Origin of the sequence: Acinetobacter sichuanensis, from assembly GCF_003024515.2 — a bacterium.
Taxonomy (GTDB): domain Bacteria; phylum Pseudomonadota; class Gammaproteobacteria; order Pseudomonadales; family Moraxellaceae; genus Acinetobacter; species Acinetobacter sichuanensis.
In genome coordinates this window covers 39,580-60,849 of the sequence record NZ_PYIX02000011.1, presented here as the reverse complement: position 1 = coordinate 60,849, position 21,270 = coordinate 39,580, and the positions used below count along the sequence as shown (strand labels likewise).

19 protein-coding genes are annotated in these 21,270 nt (G+C 40.1%); 14 read left to right on the top strand and 5 right to left on the bottom strand.

The annotated features are described in order from the left end of the window. The first annotated feature begins 92 nt into the window (after positions 1–92). Complete coding sequence (locus tag C9E89_RS08945) at positions 93–1,118, top strand: AraC family transcriptional regulator (RefSeq protein ID WP_107007907.1); 1,026 nt, start codon at positions 93–95, stop codon at positions 1,116–1,118. Between the two features lie 147 nt (positions 1,119–1,265). Here the strand turns inward: C9E89_RS08945 and C9E89_RS08940 are convergent, their stop codons facing one another. The 4 genes from C9E89_RS08940 to C9E89_RS08925 all read right to left on the bottom strand — a co-directional run bounded on the left by C9E89_RS08940 (position 1,266) and on the right by C9E89_RS08925 (position 5,743). Further along, on the bottom strand, positions 1,266–2,084 hold the full coding sequence (locus C9E89_RS08940) for an IclR family transcriptional regulator (RefSeq protein WP_107007906.1): 819 nt from the start codon (positions 2,082–2,084) through the stop codon (positions 1,266–1,268). 82 nt (positions 2,085–2,166) lie between these two features. Then, complete coding sequence (locus C9E89_RS08935) at positions 2,167–3,375, bottom strand: 3-oxoadipyl-CoA thiolase (RefSeq protein ID WP_107007905.1); 1,209 nt, start codon at positions 3,373–3,375, stop codon at positions 2,167–2,169. 13 nt (positions 3,376–3,388) lie between these two features. Next, a complete protein-coding gene (locus tag C9E89_RS08930) occupies positions 3,389–4,909 on the bottom strand; it encodes a 3-hydroxyacyl-CoA dehydrogenase (RefSeq protein ID WP_107007904.1) in 1,521 nt (506 codons plus the stop codon). 57 nt (positions 4,910–4,966) lie between these two features. Beyond that, positions 4,967–5,743 carry an enoyl-CoA hydratase gene (locus tag C9E89_RS08925; protein WP_107007937.1) on the bottom strand — a complete coding sequence of 259 codons (777 nt, stop codon included), beginning with the start codon at positions 5,741–5,743 and terminating at the stop codon, positions 4,967–4,969. A 301-nt stretch (positions 5,744–6,044) separates the two neighbouring features. Between C9E89_RS08925 and C9E89_RS08920 the strand changes: the two genes are divergently transcribed. From C9E89_RS08920 to C9E89_RS08910, 3 genes are all read left to right on the top strand, one after another. Next, positions 6,045–7,199 (top strand): acyl-CoA dehydrogenase family protein, encoded by a 1,155-nt coding sequence (locus tag C9E89_RS08920; RefSeq protein ID WP_107007903.1) that lies wholly within the window; start codon positions 6,045–6,047, stop codon positions 7,197–7,199. A gap of 76 nt (positions 7,200–7,275) precedes the next feature. Then, the gene (locus C9E89_RS08915) at positions 7,276–7,947 is read left to right on the top strand and encodes a 3-oxoacid CoA-transferase subunit A (protein ID WP_107007902.1); all 672 of its coding nucleotides are present in this window, start codon (positions 7,276–7,278) and stop codon (positions 7,945–7,947) included. Then, positions 7,944–8,594: a 3-oxoacid CoA-transferase subunit B gene (locus C9E89_RS08910; RefSeq protein WP_107007901.1), complete on the top strand. Its 651-nt coding sequence runs from the start codon at positions 7,944–7,946 to the stop codon at positions 8,592–8,594. Before C9E89_RS08915 ends, C9E89_RS08910 begins: the two co-directional genes overlap by 4 nt. A gap of 304 nt (positions 8,595–8,898) precedes the next feature. Here C9E89_RS08910 and C9E89_RS08905 read toward each other — a convergent pair whose 3' ends face one another. Beyond that, on the bottom strand, positions 8,899–9,522 hold the full coding sequence (locus C9E89_RS08905) for a TetR/AcrR family transcriptional regulator (RefSeq protein ID WP_107007900.1): 624 nt from the start codon (positions 9,520–9,522) through the stop codon (positions 8,899–8,901). A 195-nt stretch (positions 9,523–9,717) separates the two neighbouring features. Here C9E89_RS08905 and C9E89_RS08900 point away from each other — a divergent pair, with 195 nt between their 5' ends. From C9E89_RS08900 to C9E89_RS08855, 10 genes are all read left to right on the top strand, one after another. Beyond that, entirely contained in the window at positions 9,718–11,175 is a 1,458-nt protein-coding gene (locus tag C9E89_RS08900; protein WP_213069633.1) for an aldehyde dehydrogenase family protein, read from the top strand. A 48-nt stretch (positions 11,176–11,223) separates the two neighbouring features. Further along, on the top strand, positions 11,224–12,057 hold the full coding sequence (locus C9E89_RS08895) for an enoyl-CoA hydratase-related protein (protein WP_107007898.1): 834 nt from the start codon (positions 11,224–11,226) through the stop codon (positions 12,055–12,057). Positions 12,058–12,101: 44 nt separating this feature from the next. Next, the gene (locus tag C9E89_RS08890; protein WP_107007897.1) at positions 12,102–13,622 is read left to right on the top strand and encodes a phytoene desaturase family protein; all 1,521 of its coding nucleotides are present in this window, start codon (positions 12,102–12,104) and stop codon (positions 13,620–13,622) included. Beyond that, positions 13,615–14,781, top strand: coding sequence for an FAD-binding oxidoreductase (locus tag C9E89_RS08885; protein ID WP_107007896.1), 1,167 nt, complete (start codon positions 13,615–13,617; stop codon positions 14,779–14,781). Before C9E89_RS08890 ends, C9E89_RS08885 begins: the two co-directional genes overlap by 8 nt. Before the next feature lie 81 nt (positions 14,782–14,862). Next, positions 14,863–15,477, top strand: coding sequence for a YceI family protein (locus C9E89_RS08880; RefSeq protein WP_171405110.1), 615 nt, complete (start codon positions 14,863–14,865; stop codon positions 15,475–15,477). 60 nt (positions 15,478–15,537) lie between these two features. Further along, complete coding sequence (locus C9E89_RS08875) at positions 15,538–17,223, top strand: AMP-binding protein (RefSeq protein ID WP_228199005.1); 1,686 nt, start codon at positions 15,538–15,540, stop codon at positions 17,221–17,223. Positions 17,224–17,247: 24 nt separating this feature from the next. Continuing rightward, positions 17,248–17,997, top strand: coding sequence for an SGNH/GDSL hydrolase family protein (locus C9E89_RS08870; RefSeq protein WP_107007893.1), 750 nt, complete (start codon positions 17,248–17,250; stop codon positions 17,995–17,997). A 191-nt stretch (positions 17,998–18,188) separates the two neighbouring features. Next, the gene (locus tag C9E89_RS08865; protein WP_107007892.1) at positions 18,189–19,544 is read left to right on the top strand and encodes an outer membrane protein transport protein; all 1,356 of its coding nucleotides are present in this window, start codon (positions 18,189–18,191) and stop codon (positions 19,542–19,544) included. Positions 19,545–20,003: 459 nt separating this feature from the next. Then, positions 20,004–20,252: a phenol hydroxylase subunit gene (locus C9E89_RS08860; RefSeq protein WP_107007891.1), complete on the top strand. Its 249-nt coding sequence runs from the start codon at positions 20,004–20,006 to the stop codon at positions 20,250–20,252. Between the two features lie 21 nt (positions 20,253–20,273). After that, entirely contained in the window at positions 20,274–21,260 is a 987-nt protein-coding gene (locus tag C9E89_RS08855) for an aromatic/alkene monooxygenase hydroxylase subunit beta (protein ID WP_107007890.1), read from the top strand. Positions 21,261–21,270: the final 10 nt, after the last annotated feature.

Genomic DNA, 21,270 nt, shown 5'->3' with positions numbered 1-21,270 from the left:
TTATAAAGTATGTTATAGCTGTCTCATGTAAAAATAAAATAGGAATACTCGCCATAACGGGTTTTGCCAAGGATGCTGAATAGGTTTTTTGTATGAACAATAAAAATGCAAAAATGCAGGAAAAATCAATCCCTTTAGGTGCATTGGCAGTATTGCCGACTATACTTGAGGAGCATGGTATAGAGCCATGGGCGTTTTTTCGGCAGTTTGATATTGAGCAGTCTGATTTTAAGCAGAACCTGAAACCTCTGCCTTTACAGGTACATGGCAAAGTATTGCAGCTCGCCCGAGAAATGTTGCAGTGTGACCATCTTGGACTGTTGATGGGGAAAAAAGCAAGTTTAGCCAATACAGGTCCATTGCGTTTTTTAGTGCTCAATGCAGCGACTTTGCGTGATGCTTTGCAAAGCTTATTTCACTATGGGCAGTTATGGTACAAGGGATTGTTTTTATCCATAAAAGAAGAACAGGGCTATGCTGGTATCCAAATGCGGATCGAGGGAGATGCACCCGATAAAGAGCAATTACAGACAGCCTATCTGGTTGCAACGGTTTCCATTATGGAAATGGTACTCGGAAAATCATGGCATCCGACTTTGGTTCGGATTTCTTATCCTAAACCCAAATCTGCACACCTCTATGAAAAGCTGTTTGGCTGTCCTGTGTGGTTCGGTCAATCTCAGCATGAGTTATTATTTCCACAAAAAGAACTCGATCAACAGCGTTCAGGACATGATAATCAACTGGATGATTTTTTACGGACGCATTTAACAGCACTACATGATCATAAAAAAAATGATTTACAGATTCAGGTATGTCAGATGATAGAGGAATTACTGCCACATGGTGATTGCAGTATTGACCGAGTTTCAGAATATTTTTCAGTGCATCGTTTTACTTTGTATCGTTATCTGAGTCAGCAAAACACCAGTTTTGAAATTTTGCTGGAGCAGACTCGAAAAAATAAAGCCAAACAATTACTTGAAAACAGCGAGATGACCATTTTAGAAATTGCACAATTGTTGGGTTATGAAGCTCAAGGCAATTTTTCACGAGCATTTAAACGTTGGTATGGCATTTCACCACGTGCGTGGCGTAAACAGCTTTTGGCAATTTAATTTCATTTTGGCTCCCGAAGGAACCAAAGTGACCTAAATAATCATCAATAAAGCATTAAACTTCATTTGGGTAATTCAATCATCACCACACAACAGTTGTGTGACCCATGTGATTTTTTAAATGGGAATGATTCATCAGTCTTGCTGTTAAGATAAATCGAGCAAAGCTTCATGAATATTATTCACCATAAACTTGAGCATTGGACCAATTTCCTTGTCAATGCGTTCAGCTGAAAGCTGAAAATTTGGTGCACCACAGTTAAAGACAAAAAGACCATGTTTGGTATTCAGTAAGGGTACCGCGACAGAGTTAATGTCTTTCTTCCATTCTCCTAAAGATACACAGTAGCCATGTTGCTCATAATCATGAAAAGCTTTTTGCAAACCTAAGTGAATTTCGCCCCACTGCTTGGGATGCTGCTTTTCCAATGCAGTCATTAAAACTTGCCGTTCAGGTTCAGGCGTTGCAGCCAAACAGGCACGTCCCATTGCACTACTATAAAGTGACAAGGTTGAGCCAATCTGACGACGCATCATGCTGTTGGTCTGAATGACATCCAGATACAACATATTCAAGCGGTCACGGGTTGCTAAAGCTACAGGTGCTTGCACTTGGAGGCTCATTTCCTGCATAAAGGGATGCGCTAAATTACGAATTACAATATTGGAAAGCGCAGCATAACCCAAAGCAAGCACACCAATATCAAGCATATATTTGGTGGTGTCTGGTAACTGTTTCAAATAGCCTAAGGTAACTAAGGTATACGTAATCCGTGCAATACTCGGTTTAGGTAATCCCGTAAGCTGTGCAAGCTCTTGATTACCCAAAACCTGTTTTTCAGCAGAAAAACAACGTAAAAGCTCAAAGCCACGTGCAAGTGAAGCAATAAATTGCGGATTATTATCCCGATGTATATGTGAAATTGGGTCTAGCCGAATTTCTTCCAGATTAGGAATTTGAGTCATCTGTAAGCATACTTTTTGAAATTTATTGCTATCTTATTTTGCTTTGCAAAATTAAGCTACCTGCATCGAGTGCTCTGTGTGATTATTCAGCACAATTTTTAATGACCATCGCAAGCCCTTGACCGACGCCAATACATAAGCTGATCACAGCATATTTTTTGCCACTGCGTTGCAACTCACGTGCAACTGTCAAAGCTAAACGCGCGCCAGAACAGCCAAGAGGATGACCAATCGCAATCGCACCGCCATTTGGATTGACTCGAGGGTCATCAAAATCAATATCGAGACCTTTTAAGCAGGACAATACTTGAGAGGCAAATGCTTCATTGATCTCAATAATATCCATGTCAGCTAAAGTTAAATCGGCACGTGTAAGCGCTTTTTTGATGGCTTCAATGGGTCCTGCACCCATTATACTTGGCTCAATCCCTGCGGCAGCGGCAGACAAAATTTTTGCTATCGGTTTTAAAGCATATTTTTGACCTGCATCTTCAGAACCAATCAGTAAAGCTGCTGCACCATCATTAATTCCTGATGCATTGCCTGCGGTGACCACACCACCTGCAAACAATGGTTTTAGTTTAGCCAATGCCTCTAAAGTTGAACTTGGACGCGGATGTTCATCTTCTTGAACCCATTTTGATGGCAATTTTTTGCCTTGAGCCACTTCAATCGGCATAATTTCATCATCAAAAAATCCAACTTCTTTGGCTTTTTGATATTTGGCTTGAGATTGTGCAGCAAAAGTATCCGCCTGCTCACGACTGATGCCAAATTTAACGGCAACATTATCGCCTGTTTCGGGCATGCTGTGCGCGCCGTATTGTTCGGTGATTTTTGGATTGGGGAAGCGGCTGCCAATGGTGGTATCAAATATTTTGACATCACGGCTAAAAGCACTTTCAGCTTTTGCCATCACAAAGGGTGCACGAGTCATACTTTCCACGCCACCTGCAATATATAGATCGCCTTCACCACAGCTAATGGCACGTGCTGAATCAATAATTGCCCCCAATCCACTAGCGCATAAACGATTCACTGTTTGACCTGGAACAGTGACGGGTAAACCTGCAAGTAAGCCTGCATGACGTGCCACGTTACGACAATCTTCACCTGCCTGATTGGTATTGCCTAAAATCACATCTTCAATTTCATGTCCTGAAAGCCCTGTTTTTTCAATCAGCTTTTGAATGACTAAACCTGCTAGATCATCAGGGCGAATGCTACTGAGTGCACCACCATGACGACCAATCGGTGAGCGAATACCATCGTAAATATAAGCATTTAACATGTTTAAAATCCTTTTAAGCTGGTGAAAATGTAAGTGGTAAATTCAGGGCAACACGACGTTGTAACCATGGGCTAGGGCGGTAACGTGGGTCAAAAGTAATAGTGCTTATACGCTGTAAGATCAGTAAAATTTTTTCTGCCCCTAAATGATCTCCCCATGCAATTGGACCCAATGGATAACCTAAGCCTAGCCGCACAGCGTCATTTATGTCGTCAACAGAAGCAATCTGTTGTTGGGCAATATCACAGCCGAGGTTAATGATCATAGCTAAAACCCGTTGTGCGACAAAACCTACACTTTCCTGAATAATGGTCAGGGAAGTTTGATCTGCGCTGAAAATGGCATGTGCTGCTTCAGTAGATTCTGATGATGTGAGTAACGAAGGCATCAACGTACGGTGTTGGGTAAAATCATAGAGCATGTCAATTGCCACGCTCTTTGCAGGGTCAGTGGCATAACGCAGACAGGCATGTGTGGTGTCTTCACCATAAAATGCCAAAATACATAAGCTCTTTGGATTTGGAATTTCCGCAGCATTTATGGCGATGTTTAAATCTGTTAAATATTTTTCTAAAATTTGACGATCTTTCAGGAAGTCTGCACCAATCCATATTGTTGGAAAGTTTGCTGAGATATGGACCGATACGGTCGAGTCGATCGATTCTTTTTCCTGTGCAGGATAAGTATAAAAACCTTGCTGTGTCTTTCGCCCGAGTGTGCCTGCTTCCAACATCTGACGGGTCAAAGGATTGGGCTTATAACGTGGTTCTTCATAGTATTGATGATAAATCGACTCCATCACAGGATGAGAAACATCTAGACCTGTTAAGTCGAGTAACTCAAATGGTCCCATTTTAAAGCCTGCACCATCTCTTAAAATACGATCAATGTCCTCAATAGTACTGACATTTTCATTTAAAATTTTTAAGGCTTCGGTACCATAAGCACGCCCTGCATGGTTAATAATAAAACCCGGTGTATCTTTGGCAATGACTGCACGATGCCCGAGTTTTTCTGTGAGCAACTTTAATTGCTGAACAATGTTCGGTGCTGTTTTTAAACCACCAATCACTTCAGCAACTTTCATGAGTGGAACAGGATTAAAAAAATGTAATCCTGCCACACGTTCAGGCTGAGCACATTTGGCTGCAATACTAGTGATTGAAAGTGATGATGTATTTGAAGCTAAAATGGTTTGCGGTGAAACAAGGCTTTCAAGTTCTTGAAAAAGCTGTTGTTTGACTGTCAGATTTTCAACAATCGCTTCAATAATCAAATCACAATCTGAAAGTTCTGCTAATGCATTCGCAACAGACAGATGTTGAATAGCGGTCTGACACTGTGTTTCTGAAATTTTATTTTTTACGCATAATTTTTCAAAAGTTTGGCTGAGTTTGTCTTTGGCAAGCTGCGCCGAACCTTGCTGAGCATCATATAAAACAGTAGAAAAATGGGCTTGTGCAAAAAGTTGTGCAATCCCACTGCCCATAATTCCTGTGCCAATAATGGCGACTTTTTTAATGTCATACGTCATTGCATAGTACTCATTATATTTTAAGACTAATTTTTTAAACGTTTGTTTAATCAGTTTTTATTGACCTGAATAGTGCGGACGACGTTTTTCTAAAAAGGCATTCGCCCCTTCTTTTTGATCTTCGGTGGAAAACATCAATTGAAACGCTTTACGTTCCATTGCCAAACCCGCTTGCAAAGGCACGTCTTCGCTCCATAGCGCCACTTCTTTGAGTTGTTGTAATGCGATGGGTGGAAGTTTGGCAAGATTTTCTGCCATCTTGATTGCGGTTGTGATGGTTTGATCATCCTCAGTGATTTGAGAAACCAGACCGATGCGATAGGCTTCCTCTGCAGGCACCATCATACCTGTCATCAGCATGCGCATGGCATGAAATTTCCCAACAGCTCTAAACAATCGTTGTGTTCCACCTGCACCAGGGATCACACCCACCTTAATTTCAGGCTGCCCAAAAATTGCACTTTTACCCGCAATAATAATATCGGCATGCATTGCCAGTTCACAACCACCACCTAAGGCATAGCCATTTACAGCTACAATCACAGGTTTAGGGCATTGTGCAATTGCATTCCAATAGCGTTCTGTATGTCGCAATATCATCTCAGTTGAACTTGCTGTTGCCATTTCCTTTAAATCTGCACCTGCGGCAAAGACATGATCGCCGCCAGTCAGCACAATGGCATGAATATCATCAGCAAAACTCAGAGTGCTGAAAATTTGAGCCAGTTCTTTTCTGACTTGTGTATTCAGGGCATTTTTAGCCTCAGGACGGTGAATTTTGATGACCGCAACTTGAGCAATGCTGTAATCGACCTGAATATCGGTAAAGTCCATTGTTTTGTCTTTAAAATCCATTTTTGTTTCGCAATGCAAAATATATTTAAATTAATATTGCCTGATTTTCATCAATTTTCAAGATTAAATTACTTAAATTTTCCTTATAAACGCTTATTTTTAAACTAACATATTGAAAATAATATGAATAAATATTTAATTTCGCAATGCAAAATAAATTTAATAAAAATATTGTTTTTTGTGTATTTTTTTGACTTAATAATAGTGAAATGGAATTAACTCGGTTTAAGTCTGAAATTGAGCAGCTTGAACCTAAAAATTGAAAATGAGGAATATAGTGATGATTCGTGATCAGGATTTATTGGAACAATTACTTGGAACAATTCGTGATTTTGTCAAAAATGAACTGGTGCCTTTGGAACATCAAGTTGCAGAAACCGATCAAATTCCTGAAAGCATTGTGCAACAAATGCGTGAGCTTGGATTATTTGGTTTGACCATTCCTGAAGAATTTGGTGGTTTGGGCATTACCATGGAAGAAGAGGTCAATGTGGCGTTTGAGTTGGGGCATACCTCACCTGCATTTCGTTCTTTAATTGGGACAAATAACGGCATCGGTTCAAGTGGAATCATCATTGATGGTACGGATGAGCAAAAACAGAAATATTTGCCTAAATATGCCAGCGGTGAAATTATTGGCTCATTCTGTTTAACTGAGCCTGACGCAGGTTCAGATGCTGCATCATTAAAAACCTCAGCAGTCAAAGACGGTGATTATTATATTTTAAATGGCACCAAGCGTTTTATTACCAATGCGCCACGTGCAGGTACATTTACCGTGATGGCACGTACCAATCCTGAAATTAAAGGTGCATCGGGTATTTCAGCATTTTTGGTTGAAGCAGGTACAGCAGGTCTGAGCCTTGGCAAGATTGATCAAAAAATGGGGCAAAAAGGTTCGCATACCTGTGATGTGATTTTTGAAAATTGTCGTATCCATAAAGATCAATTGATTGGTGGCGTTGAAGGTGTGGGCTTTAAAACTGCCATGAAAGTTTTAGATAAAGGACGTTTACATATTGCTGCGTATAGCGTAGGTAGCGCGGAGCGTATGTTGGAAGATGCTTTGAATTATGCCATTGAGCGTAAACAATTCGGTCAGCCGATTGCCAATTTTCAGTTGATTCAAGCCATGTTAGCCGACTCAAAAGCTGAAATTTATGCTGCAAAATGTATGGTTTTAGATGCAGCTCGCCGCCGTGATTTGGGTGAAAATATCAGTACCGAAGCATCATGCGCCAAAATGTTTGCCACGGAAATGTGTGGACGAGTTGCAGATCGTTGCGTACAGATTCATGGCGGAGCGGGCTATATCAGTGAATATGCGATTGAGCGTTTTTACCGTGATGTCCGTTTGTTCCGTTTGTATGAAGGTACAACGCAGGTTCAGCAAATCATTATTGCCAAGAATATGATTAAAGCCGCAACAGCTTAATTTTTATGATGAGAGGTGGAGGGATGCTTCATCTCTTTTTCAGTCATCAAGGTTTTGACAATTAGGTTGATGGATCATGATCAATAAAATTACAGGCGATATAGAAGCCATTTTAAAAAAAATACCAGATGGTGCCACCATTATGACCAGTGGTTTTGGTTTGGCAGGACAACCCATTGAACTGATTGAAGCTTTAATTGATGCGGGTCCAAGAGAACTGACTTTAATTAATAATAATGCATCTTCAAGTGAACGAGGCATTGCCAAATTATTACTGTCGGGTTTAGTCAAAAAAATAGTCTGTTCATTTCCGCGTTCGTCAGGTTCGACTTTATTTGGCGAGCTGTATCATGCAGGAAAAATTGAACTCGAACTTGTCCCTCAAGGCAATTTAGCCTGTCGTATTCAAGCCGCAGGGGCAGGTTTAGGCGCAGTATTTACCCCTACAGGCTATGGCACAAGCTTGGCGGAAGGTAAAGAAACTCGCAGCATTCATGGTAAAAACTATGTTTTAGAATATCCTTTAAGCGCTGATTATGCCTTGATTTATGCAGATCAAGCCGACCGTTGGGGCAATCTCGTGTATCGCAAAGCCGCGCGTAATTTTGGACCGATCATGGCAAAAGCAGCAACAACCACTATTGCACAGGTCAATAACATTGTAGAACTTGGCACATTCGATCCTGAAGCGATTATTACTCCTGGAATTTTTGTGCAGCATGTGGTGAAAGTTGAGGATATTGTATGAGTTATCAAAAAAGAACACGCCATGAAATTGCCCAATTGATTGCACAGGATATTCATGAGGGAACGTATGTCAATTTGGGTATTGGCTTGCCCACTTTAGTGGCTCAATATTTACCGAAAGACAAGGAAATTATTTTGCATTCTGAAAATGGCATCTTAGCTTTTGGTCCGCCACCTTTGCCAGAAGATGAAGATACCGATTTGATTAATGCAGGCAAAGAATTGGTTACTTTAAAAGATGGTGGTTGTTTCATGCATCACGGTGATTCTTTTGACATTATGCGTGGTGGGCATCTAGACGTTTCAGTGTTAGGTGCATATCAAGTGGCAATCAATGGTGATTTAGCCAATTGGCATACAGGCAAGGACAAAGACGTTCCTGCGGTAGGTGGGGCAATGGATTTTGTTGTGGGTGCAAAATCGATTTATGTATGTATGGAACATACCACCAAAAATGGCATTGCCAAGATTGTTTCTAAACTGAGTTATCCCGTGACAGGGCAGCAATGTGTAGACCGTATTTATACCGATTTATGTACCATCGCACTGAAAGACCAACAGGCTTATGTGACTGAAATGGTAGAGGGTTTGACATTTTCTAGGTTGCAGTCAATGACGGATTGTTTGTTAATTAATGAGATAGATTGAATGGAAGCATAAGGAGCTGTATTGAAAGGTATGATTCTTTATAAATATTTTATTTTAAATTGTAATTTTTTAAAAATGGAAATTTTAGAGAGGGTTGCTTTAAAAAGAAAATATTATATTAATTGCTGACGGAAACCAATTATATCCTCGGGTAACACCCCTGAGGTTTGATGTAATTATAGATAGAATTACTTTATGCTGTTTCAGTAAGAGTTTCAAAAATCGAAGGATTTTTTCTTATTTTGATTTTATAAATAGCATTGTTCTAGAGGGGAAAATATTTCCCCTCTCAATAATTAAAACCTCATTCTTTACTTTGAAATAGATATGAAAAACCTTGTAAGGTTCGATCAACAAAACGTTCATCCGTTAAATCTTCAGGATAATCAAATACATGATGAATAACCAATGAAGTGAGTCCATGTGTATATGACCAACTAGCAAGCGCACCTTGTTTAACTTCAGGGCTATCTACATCTTTTTCAAGAACTTCTGCAATAATTTTTTTGAGCTCATGAAAAGCTGTATCTCTTGCATGTTGTAATTCTGAGATTTCATTTCTTTCAGCATTTGATAGCTCAGGACCAAACATTAATTGATATAAAGCGGGGTTTTTACGGGCAAATTTAAAGTAAGCCAAGCTTGAATTTCGCAGTAAAGCAAATTTATCTATATTTGCTTCACGGTTTAGCAGCACTTTTTCGAGTTCATTAAATCCCTGAGCTGCAAGATGGCTGAGTAAATCCACTCGATTTGCAAAATGATGATAAGTTGCCGTCGCACTTACACCAATCTTTTCAGAAATTGCACGAATAGAGAGCTTCGCAGGTCCAACTTCTTCAAGCATTTCCCGTGCGACTTGTATTAATTGTGGTGCAAGATTACCTACATGATAGGTATTTCTTGAACGTCCAGTAGTTTTACTCATCAAATCATCTCTTTCATGAATTATATCAAGGATAATCTATTTTTTTAATCTTTACATTGATAAGAATATTGACACTGTAAAGATTAGAGTCTATTTTATTGCTTATAGATTAGCCATTGAGTTTTTTGATTGCTGGATCAGCCAGAAAAATCAAAAAAAGATATTTATTTATGCACTCGCATAAAGGAGCAAGCTGTGAACGCAAGCAATTTCAATTCTATGCCACAGTCAGAGCCAAACTCTGCAGCAGTCAATGAACTTGAGCGTATCTTTCAGTCACAAAGAAAGTATGCTGCTGTTGTAAAGGCTTCAACAGCAGGGCAACGTATAGATAAAATTAATCGACTTAAACTCAGTATTCTGAGCCGTATCAAAGAATTACAACAAGCTGCATTTGACGATTTTTCCAAGCCTGCCGCAGAAGTGGATTTTTGGGAAGTTACAGCAACTGTGCTTGAAGCAAATTATGTGATGCGTAATTTAAAAAAATGGATGAAACCTAAGTCGGTACCTACCAATATGGCGCTGATGGGAACAAGTAGCCAGATAATTTATGAGCCGAAAGGTGTCTGCTTAATTATTGCGCCCTGGAATTATCCATTTAATCTAAGTTTTGTTCCTTTAATTGATGCGATTGCAGCAGGAAATACGGTCATCCTAAAGCCTTCAGAACTAGCCCCACGCATGTCTGCACTGATCGCGGATATTATTCGTGATAATTTTGATGAACAGGAAGTTGCAGTTGTGGAAGGGGATGGTGAAACAGCGCATTTACTGCTACAAAAGCCATTTGATCATATTTTCTTTACAGGCAGCCCACGCTTGGGCCGTGTAGTTATGCAGGCGGCTGCACAGCATTTATCCAGTGTGACACTGGAGCTTGGAGGAAAATCCCCCGTTATTGTGGATAAAACAGCAAATTTAAAAAAAGCGGCTCAACGGTTAATCTGGGCAAAATTCAGTAATGCAGGACAAACCTGTTTTGCTCCAGATTATGTACTTATTCATGAGGACGTGAAGCAGTCTTTTGAACAGGAATTAAAACAACAGTTGGGAAAAACTTATGGTCGGACTTTTGACGCACGTCAAAATAATCAGGACTTAGCCAGAATTGTAAATCATGCACATTTTCAGCGTCTAAATGGTTTGGTGCAAAATGCGCTGCTGCATGGTGCTCAAATTATAACGGGGGGCGGCAGTGATGAAAGCCAGCGTTTTATTGAACCCACCATTATTACCGATCTGGCAGAACAGTCAGAAATATTATCTGAAGAGATATTTGGTCCCATTTTGCCTTTGATTGGCTTTCAGCATATTGATCAAGCCATTGAACACATTAATCAGAGGACCAAACCGCTGGCGCTCTATATTTATGGGCGGAATCAAGCGCAGATTGAATATATTTTAAAACAGACCACTGCAGGAGGAACATGTATCAATGGTTCGGGACTGCAAGCGATGAATCCGTCTTTGCCTTTTGGGGGTGTTAATACCAGTGGCATGGGGTCGTATCATGGACTATTTGGTTTTAAAACTTTTTCTCATGAGCGCGCAGTGGTCAAGGTTCATTTTACAACTTTAGATATGTTTCAGGCGCCTTATACGCCTTTGGTTAAAAAAATGATTTCTGTTGCAACCCGTTGGTTTGTTTAATTTAACTTGATTTGATCATCATTTTATAGCGTAAAGGAAGAAATAAAAATGCCGAACTATGAATGTTTTGAAGTCTCTGTCGCAGATGGCATTGCCCATTTACAACTTGCCCGGCCAAAGCAAGTCAATAGTTTGACGCAGGCATTCTGGAGTGAATTTCCAGAAGCACTTGAGGAACTCAGTCGCTCTGGGCAAGTGAGAGCCATGGTCATTACAGCGCAGGGCCGAGTGTTTTGTGGTGGTCTGGATCTGAACATGTTTTCAGATGCACAAGAATTTCATGCTGTAAGCCCTGTACAGCGTGAAGCGATGCAAGCGGGTCTGGAAAAAATGCAATATGCAATCAATGCTCTAGAGAGGGTTCGTTTTCCTGTGATTGCGGCAGTTCAGGGGGTATGTATTGGGGCAGGATTTGATCTGATTGCCGCATGTGACTTTTGTCTGGCAACTGAAAATGCTGAATTCAGGATTGAAGAAACAAATGTCGGCATGATGGCTGATCTTGGAATATTACAGCGTCTGCAAAGATTGGTTCCAGCGGGATTCGCGCGTTACCTGGCTTTGACTGGAGACACCCTGAATGCTGCTGATGCAGAGCGACTGGGATTAGTGATCAGGCTATATTCCAGTGCTGAGCAGCTGGTGGAAGGTGCTTTTCAGATGGCTAAAACCATTGCTCAACGTCCGCCGATTGCAGTAACCGGAATTAAACGTGCAATGCTCTATAGCCGCGATCATGGGGTATACGAGTCACTGGAACATACTGTACTGCTGCAAAGTGCTTTTCTGAATGGTCAGGACATTCTGAGATCTGTGCAGGCAAGAATGTCTGGTCAAGCAGCACAATTCGATGATTTATTGCCATTAGGGAAAACCCTTTAATTTTTTTAACTTTAACTTATCAGTGTTAAGATTTGGGAAGTCACATGAAACATTACCATACTGTTGTCATTGGTGCAGGAAATGCCGGTCTGACAGCTGCAACAGCTCTACAGAGAGGCGGCAGTGAAACACTCTTGCTGGAACGTCATAATATCCCTGGCGGCTGTGCAACTTCTTTTGTACGGGGTGAATTTGAGTTCGAAGTTGCATTACATCAGTTGAGTGGCCTGGGAACAGAAGATCAGCCATTTGTCATGCGTAAACTTTTTGAAAAGTTAGGGGTCATGGACAAGGTTGAATTTGTTCAGGAGCATGCACTTTATCGACTGGTGGTTCCTGGTGAAATTGATGTCACCTTGCCAGCAAGTTGGTCAGGAATTAAAAAAGTTTTAAATGATCTTTTTCCTAATGAGCAACAGGCAATCGAGCATTTTTTATTGATTTGCGAAAAAGTAACCATGGAAAGTTTCACCTCATTTCCGCAGGCCAGAAGAAGCAATAATGAAGAGGTGCTCAAATCAACGTGTCCTTACTACGTTCAGTATGGCTTCCGTACTGTCAAAGATGTGCTGGATGAGTTTTTTGTTGATTCAAAACTTAAAAGTATTTTGGCAACGTACTGGCTTTATCTGGGTGTGCCACCGGCAATGCTGCCTTTTCCAGATCTGGCTGCCATGATTTATGCCTATGCCGTGTTTAAACCCTGGCATATTAAAGGTGGTTCACAGGCAATGTCGACAGCACTGGTGGACTCCTTTATGGAAGCAGGCGGTGAGGTCCGTTTTAATTGTGGCGTGGAGAAGATACTGACTCAGCATGGAAAAGTATGTGCTGTACGCCTGGAAACGGGGGAAACCATTTCCTGTGATGCAGTTGTCTCAAATGCAAGCCCTCTCATTACCTTTAATGAACTTCTGGATATTGAAACACTGCCATTGCCAGTTGAGCAGGACTTTAAATCACGCCGGATGGGGACTTCAGCTTTTGTTATTTATCTGGGACTGGATTGCACCCCACAGGAACTGGGTATAGAAACTGCATCGAGTTTTATTTATGAAACTCTGGATGAAGAACTGATCCATCAAAGAATGGAAAGTTTGGAAGCGCCATTGGGTGGAATGTTGACATGTTACAACCTGGAGGATCCTGATTTTGCTCCGCCAGGGAAAAGTCAGGTTGTACTTGTTTGCTTGCAGTATGGGGATGTCTGGCAGTCAGTGGCTCCTGAAAATTACACGAAGACCAAGTATCAATTTGCTGAAAAACTTATAGAAGTCATCGAAAAAGTGTTCCCTGAAGTTCGTCAGTACATTGAAGAAGTGGAAGTTGCTACGCCTTTGACCATGATGCGTTATCTGAATACGCCTGGTGGAGCAATCTATGGCTTTCAGCAAACGACTCAGGACTCGGCTCTGCTCCGTGACCGACTGGATGGTATACCCGGCTTATATATTGCAGGTGCATGGACCTCGATGGGAGGCTTTCAGCCAACGTATATGGCAGGTGAATCTACTGCTCGTGCGGTACTTAAACAATTGAAAGCAAAGGAGCTGGAAAATGTCTGAGCATAATGTCTTAAATATTGTGACAGGTTTTACTGAAGCCATTCAGGAGAAAGATGAACTTGCGAAAACAGGGACTGATTTTAAGGAAATCAGAGGGCAGGTTCAGCAAACAGTGAACCAGCTGCACCCCAAACGACTTAAACTGAAAGTCATTGAAATTGTCGAAGAAACGCCGACCACAAAAACATTGCGCTTCGCCACGGTTGATGGTGGGACTTTACCACCATTTCAGGCAGGGCAGTATATCAATCTGTTTGTGGATATTGATGGGGTATTAACTGCTCGACCTTACGCCATTTCGTCTTCACCACTGCAACGTCATTTTTATGATTTAACTGTGAAACGTGCTCAAGGTGGATTTGTGTCTGGTTTTTTACTTGATCAGGTTTGTGCAGGGCAGCATTTTTTGAGTACTTCACCCATGGGGACATTCTGCTATAACCCTTTATTTCATGGTGATGACCTTGTGTTTCTGGCAGGTGGCTCAGGCAGTGCGCCCGCCAGAAGTATGTTGCTTGAAATTTTAGAGCGTCAGTTGCCTTATCAGTTTCACCTGATTTATGTCAACAGTTTTGAAGATGATGTGATTTATGCACAAGAGCTACAGGCGCTGGCTGAACAATATCAAAATTTTAAATTAACTACTTTCGTTACCCGTCCTGGTGAAAATTACCAGGGACGCAGTGGCCGACTTAGTACTGAAATTTTACAACAGTTGTTAGGCCGTGACCTTGAACACAAGATGTTTTACATCTGTGGTCCCACACCATTTAACGAAACTTCAGCCATGCAACTTCAGCAACTCGGGATCAAGTCCCGTCGCATTCGTATTGAAGCCAATGGTGCACCCAAGCAACCAGATGCTAATCCAGGCTGGCCAGCTCAGCTCAGTCTGGAAGATGAAGTCGTAGTGACAGTCAGAGGGCGTGGCAGCTTCAAAACCACAGCTGGTGAACCCTTACTGAACAGTCTGGAGCGTCATGGTTATTCCGCTGAAAATGCCTGTCGCTCAGGAGAGTGCAGCCTATGCCGGGTTAAACTGGTATCGGGTTCGGTATTCAACCCGCCCGAAGCACACTTACGCAAATCGGATAAAGATTTCGGCTGGATTTATTCCTGTGTGGCATTTCCAATCGAAAATATTGAAGTTCAGCTTTAGTGATCAGTACAGCCAGGCATTCAATGCCTGGCTGTATCAGCACTTACCTGTTTATCTATTTCTGATATGGATACTTTATTTATGCAACTCCTGTATTCAGCAAAAAGTGTTTTGCAGGGTCAATGGGCATCTCCGCTGTTGTTGGCGATGGGCTTAATGACCATACCTTTGAGTCACGCAGCAGATTGGCGTATGGATACTCAGCAAGCAAACATGAGTTTTAAAACTACTGGAATGATGTCAGTCGAAGGCGTATTTCCAGCATTTGAAAGTAGGCTGCAAGGTGATTTGTTCAAACCTGAAAACTTGCAAATCGAGGTGAAAATTTACACTGATCAGGTTGTTACAGGAAAAAGGATTTCGGATGAAATGTTAAAGGGAGCCTCGTTTTTTAATGTCAAAAAATATCCATATGCAACATTCAGTAGCAACCGTATTCAGATCATAGATCAGCAACACTCAAAAGTTCAGGGTGATTTAACCCTCGCGGGGATCACCAGATCAATTGAATTTAAAGTCAAGCTGAGTAAACCACGAATAGATGCCAATACACAGATAATGACTGTATATGCATCAGCAGATATTGTGATTAACCGTAACAACTGGGGAATGACTAGTTTCAGTGGACTGGTTGATCCTATGGTTATCCTGCATCTAAAAATTCCATTTGTTTCCACAGGGAAAGAGAGTCCCTGAAAAGTTAAATAACAGTCAAACTTTATTTTTAAAGCAATTGAAACAGCAAGGAGCTATATCATGTCAATGAACAAAATTTGGGAAACATCGTATCCAGATACATTAAAGAATTATCAGTTTGAACCAGAACTGCTCACTGAAACAGCCGCAAAAATTATCAAAAATTCGGTACAGCATTATTTATTGCAGCCTGCGTTTACCGTAGTACTGCCTAATGGCTTTAGTCATACTTTGAGCTATCAGCAAGTCGATCATCTGTCTGATGCATTTGCCTGTTATTTAAAACATGAGTTGCATTTAAAACAGGGTGATGTGGTGGGGATTCAGCTTCCGAACGGTTTACATTATCCGATTGCCGTCTTTGGTATATGGAAAGCAGGGCTGATCGTGACTAATATCAACCCACTATATACTGCAAAAGAGTTAGGCGATCAGTTAAAGGATTGCAAAGCCAAGTTACTGATCGCAAGTGATCTCTTTGTCCAAAACGCAATGGATGTGGTTGATGAGCTGAATATAAATCTCATGGTGGCTAATATGAAAGATTTCTTTCAGTTTCCAGTCGGCCTGATGATTGATATTCAGCGAACAAAGGAAACCATAGTGCCCGATATTCTATATCAGACATTTAACCATGCCTTAACTGAGGGGCAGAAAACGCTTGAACAGTTCCTTCCTGTTGAGCATCCAGTTGCACTTTATCAATATACCGGCGGGACGACAGGGAAAAGTAAAGGCGCGGTCATTTATCACAGCAACCTGTTAGCCGTGATTAAAATGGCTCAGGATATGCTTCAGGCTTATTCGGAGCGTTTTGCCATTCAGCCAGGCGATACGATTTTAACCGCACTGCCGATGTACCATATATTTGCCTTTAACTTTAATTTTCTACTGTTCTTTAGCCAGGGCGGACACAATATTCTGATTCCGAATCCACGACCATTGGAAAATCTGGAAAAAGCATTCCAGAAGTTTGATGTGAACTGGATCACTGGTGTCGATACATTGTTTGCAGGATTATTACAGCAGGAGTGGTTTATTCAGCATCCACCACGCTTAAAACTCGCGATTTCTGGGGGAACATCTTTACGCCAAAGTACAGCTCAGGCATGGAAAAAACAGATTTCGACCATTGTCGAGGGTTATGGCATGACTGAAAGCAGTTGCTTTGTCTCAGTGAATCCTCCGCTGGATCATCCATTAATCGGCTCAGTTGGACTGCCTTTGCCTGCCAGTGAACTCAAAATTGTTGATGAACATGGAAAAACGCTGGGAGTGGGACAGGCAGGAGAGCTTTGGGTCAAAGGTCCGCACATTATTGAACAGTATCTGAATCGCCCTGAAGAAAATGAAACATCTTTTGACAATGGATGGTTCAAAACAGGTGATATTGCCACAATGGACGCACAAGGTTTTCTGACGATTGTAGACCGCAAAAAAGACCTGATTATTGTTTCGGGATTCAATGTTTATCCCAATGAAGTGGAAGATGTGATATCTGGTCATCCTGAGGTCATTGAAGTTGCGGTGATCGGTTGCCCAGATGAAGCCAGCGGCGAGTCAGTCAGGGCATTTGTGGTGACTAAGAATAAAAATCTGACCCAGCAAGAGCTGATCGCTTTCTGCCGAAAGAGCCTGACCAATTATAAAGTTCCAAAACAAATTGAATTTCGGGAACAACTGCCAAAATCTGCAGTTGGAAAAATTTTAAGGGCTCAGTTACGTCATGAGATGGGAAAAGCATAAGTCATAGATACAAAGGAATTATTCATGTTCAATCGTCCAATCGATGTGTTGTGCAGTCCAGTTTTACTGGCACAGGGTTTATATACTTTATTGAGTGTATCTGGTCGTTTAGCTGAACCTTTGGGCGCAAGAAAAGGGGTCTTGGGCAATGCTGAATTGAAGCCGCTTCGGATTTTGATTACAGGTGATTCAGCAGCAGCAGGTGTCGGTGTAGATCAGCAAGTGGATGCTTTGGCAGGGCAAATTGTTCACCATTTACAGGATACTTTTTATTGTGAGTGGGAGTTGCATGCCAAATCAGGGTTCACCAGTAAGGATATTTATCAGTATTTAGACATTATGCCTCAGTGTACATTTGACATCGCAGTTGTTTCCATTGGTGCAAATGATGTAACAAAACCACTTTTATTGTCTCATTGGAGCAAAAGGCTCAATGCTTTACATCAGATCTTCAAAGATAAGTTCGCAGTGAAATATATGATTTATACATCATTACCACCCATGCATTTGTTTCCTGCAATACCACAACCTTTACGTTATTTTTTAGGTGAGACAGCTCGGCAATTTAATGATGTGTTGAATAAAAAATTTGCAGAACAGAAAGACAGTACAGTTTTAAGCATAGATATTCCATTTGATGCTGCATATATGGCGACGGATGGTTATCACCCCAGTGCAGCAGGGTATCAGATATGGGCAGCCTCAGTTGCTGAGCTTGTGAAAAACATGCATGAACATAAATTTACACCGTCTGTTCAAAATGAGGAAATTTAAAAAAGCAATTTCAAATGGAATGAAAGAAAATTTCGATTCAAATACAGTACAAAATTTGAATCATATTTTCAGTTGAATGTCATGGATGGGGGAATCGAATTATCTCACTATTAAAAATGCTACGAAAAAAAAGACTTTAAACAAGACATTATATGGTTTAACAGAAAATAGATATTCAAGGAATGAGCGATATGAAACTAACCTATCTCACAGTAGTTATGGTTGTTGGAACAATCACGCCATTAACATTACAAGCAGCGGGAATTGACCGTTCGGGGCAGCCGATCTCGGCATTTTTACAAATAGGGAATTATTTCGAAGCTGGATTGTCGATGCTTGATCCTACTATTGTAGGACAAGAGGCAGGGACAAGTAAAACTCAGCGTTTGATCAGTGATATGGCAGAAGATTATTATTTTCCAAGTGCAGCTTTAAAATTACAACTCACAGATCAGATTTCTTTCGGTGTGTTGTATGATCAACCTTTTGGTGCTAAAGCAGCATATAAAGGGCGCAATAATTTTGTATCTAGTCCTAAAGATCCTGTTCTGGGCAATTTACCAATGACTGTAGGTGATTTGACAAATATTATTGGAGGGACTGAGGTTGAGGTTAATAGTCAAAATATTTCAATGATTTTAGGTTTTCAACCCAATAAAAATTTAAATATATATGGCGGAGGTGCTTATCAGTCTATTAGAGGAGATTTACATTTAAGAGGCTCAGCATATAGCATTTATAATGGTTATGATGCGACCTTTCATAATGATAGTGCAGTAGGATGGTTGGCAGGTTTAGCTTATCAGATCCCTGAAATTGCTCTAAAGGCTGCAATTACTTATCGTTCTGAAATAGATCATAAGATTCGCACAGATGAAACCATTAAACTTGCTAATGCACTCACTGCAAATGTCACTGCATTGGATAAGACATTAGATCAACTCGCTACAACAGGTCAATTATCATCAAATCAGGCTGATGCAATACAGAAGACAATTAGTGACATTGTGACTGCAAATCGGCAACAAGGGCAATCCCAAATTACAACGCCTCAATCTGTCAACATAGATTTTCAAACAGGGATAATGAAAAACACAGTGTTATTTGCCACTATGCGTTGGGTTGATTGGAAAAATTTTACGATAAGACCATACAAATTTGGAAAGGTGACAGAAGCTGTTGGTTCTATGACTGGAAAGATGAATGGATTTAACTTAGTTGAGTATTCCGATGATCAATGGTCAGCCAATGTTGGAGTTGGGCGAAAAATAAATGAATATTGGTCGGGTAATCTTTCAATAGGTTGGGATTCAGGGGCTGGTAATCCAATAACAACACTTGGTCCTGTGAATGGCTATTGGAATGTGGGACTTGGTCTACAATACAGTCCAACTGCTCAAACTTTTATTGCTGGTGGTATTAAATATTTTTGGTTAGGAAATGCCAATGCGCAATCAGGTTCACAGTTTGGTACAAATGATTATATTGCTCAGTTTGAAGATAATAATGCAATCGCATATGGTCTCAAAATTGGTTATCGCTTTTAATAAATAGGTTTCAACGACTTTTTATTTAATGCCCAATGATTCTAAGTAGCATTTGTACTTTTAACTCATTTATGCCCATTGGTTTTAGAGCAATTGTAAATCATATGGGCACTTAGACAGGAATCTAAGAAGAGCAGTGAATAGTATGAAACTTATATTTTTAGAACCAATCATTTTAACAATATTCTACTCTAGCTTTGTTTATTTTACTTGATAACTACCCTTCTATTATCAATGGTTTTTGTTGTAAAAAGAGTGAATCTTTTTTACTGAAAAAGTATCCGTAAAAATAATTATATCATATAGAGTCTTTCATAATTTTCTAAGAAAATACCTATTTTAATAAAATTCTCAAATTTATAAAAAATGACTAAAATTTAAGTTATTGAAAATAATAATAAAAATATTTGGCACGCTGTTTGCAATATAACTAATGTAAGTGATTAAGGAACTTCAATCATGCTAAACGATGCTACGCCACCGCCAGTATGTTTTGTTCATGTCACAGGGACACAAAATAATAAGTTCGTAGAATTTGAATTTTCAATTGGAGATCCAGATTTGTCAGTCGAACTCATTATGCCTTTTGATGCATTTGAAGAGTTTTGTACTCAACATAATGTTCAAAAGCTCAGTGCAAGTGAACAGGCAAAAATTGAATTTGATCGTATGAAATGGCGTTATGGTCAACCAGGTATAAAAGAATAGTAAAGATCAGGGAGTTTGATCATGCAAATAGATATTAAGACATCCACAGTACAGCCAATTCGAAATACATATAAGTATGTAGAAGAACGTTTTGGTGATAAAATAGCAACACGTTATCAAGAAGCGAGCTATGACCTTCAGGAAGAAATAAATTTTCATTATCGCCCACTTTTTAATTCTGATTACGAAATTTTTGATAAGGAAAAAACTGTAATCAAAATGCAAGATTGGTATGCCTTAAAAGACCCGCGCCAGTTGTATTATGGAACTTATACGTTAGCGCGTTCACGCTTACAGGAAGTACAGGAAAGTAATTTTACTCTCACTGAGAAAAATAACTTATTGGCTTATATTCCTGAACAAGTTTTAGCAAAAATTAGTACATTGTTAATACCTCTACGTCATTATGAGTGGGGAGCAAATATGAACAATAGCTATATTACTGGTGAAGGTTATGGTGCAGTTTTAACCAATGCTGCAATGTTCTGTACCATGGATCGTTTAGGTAATGCACAATTTTTGACTCGTATAGGACTTATTATTGGTGAAAACCAAACTGTCTTTTTACAGGAAGGTAAAAATGACTGGCTAATGAATCCACACTGGCAGCCACTCCGTAAAAGTATAGAAGAACTTTTTCTTATCAAAGATTGGTTTGAATTATTTGTTGCGCAAAATTTTGTTTTAGATGGCTTTATTTTCCCATATGTAAAATATGTTATTCATAATAAATTTGTCCCTAACGGTGCAAATACCATCGTTATGTTAACTGCATTTTTAAACGAATGGTTTGATGATACATCGAATTGGATAAACGCTGTATTAAAAACCACAGCAGCCGAGTCAGAGAATAATAAGACTCAATTAATCGAATGGATTGAGAAATATCGACCACAAGCATTTGAAGCAATTACACAATTGAATGAAGCATTAGGGTTCGAAGATCAAATCATTGATTTTGTTAAAGATCAATTTCAGACTCGTCTAGAAAAATTAAAATTGGTTTAAGGAGCAAAAA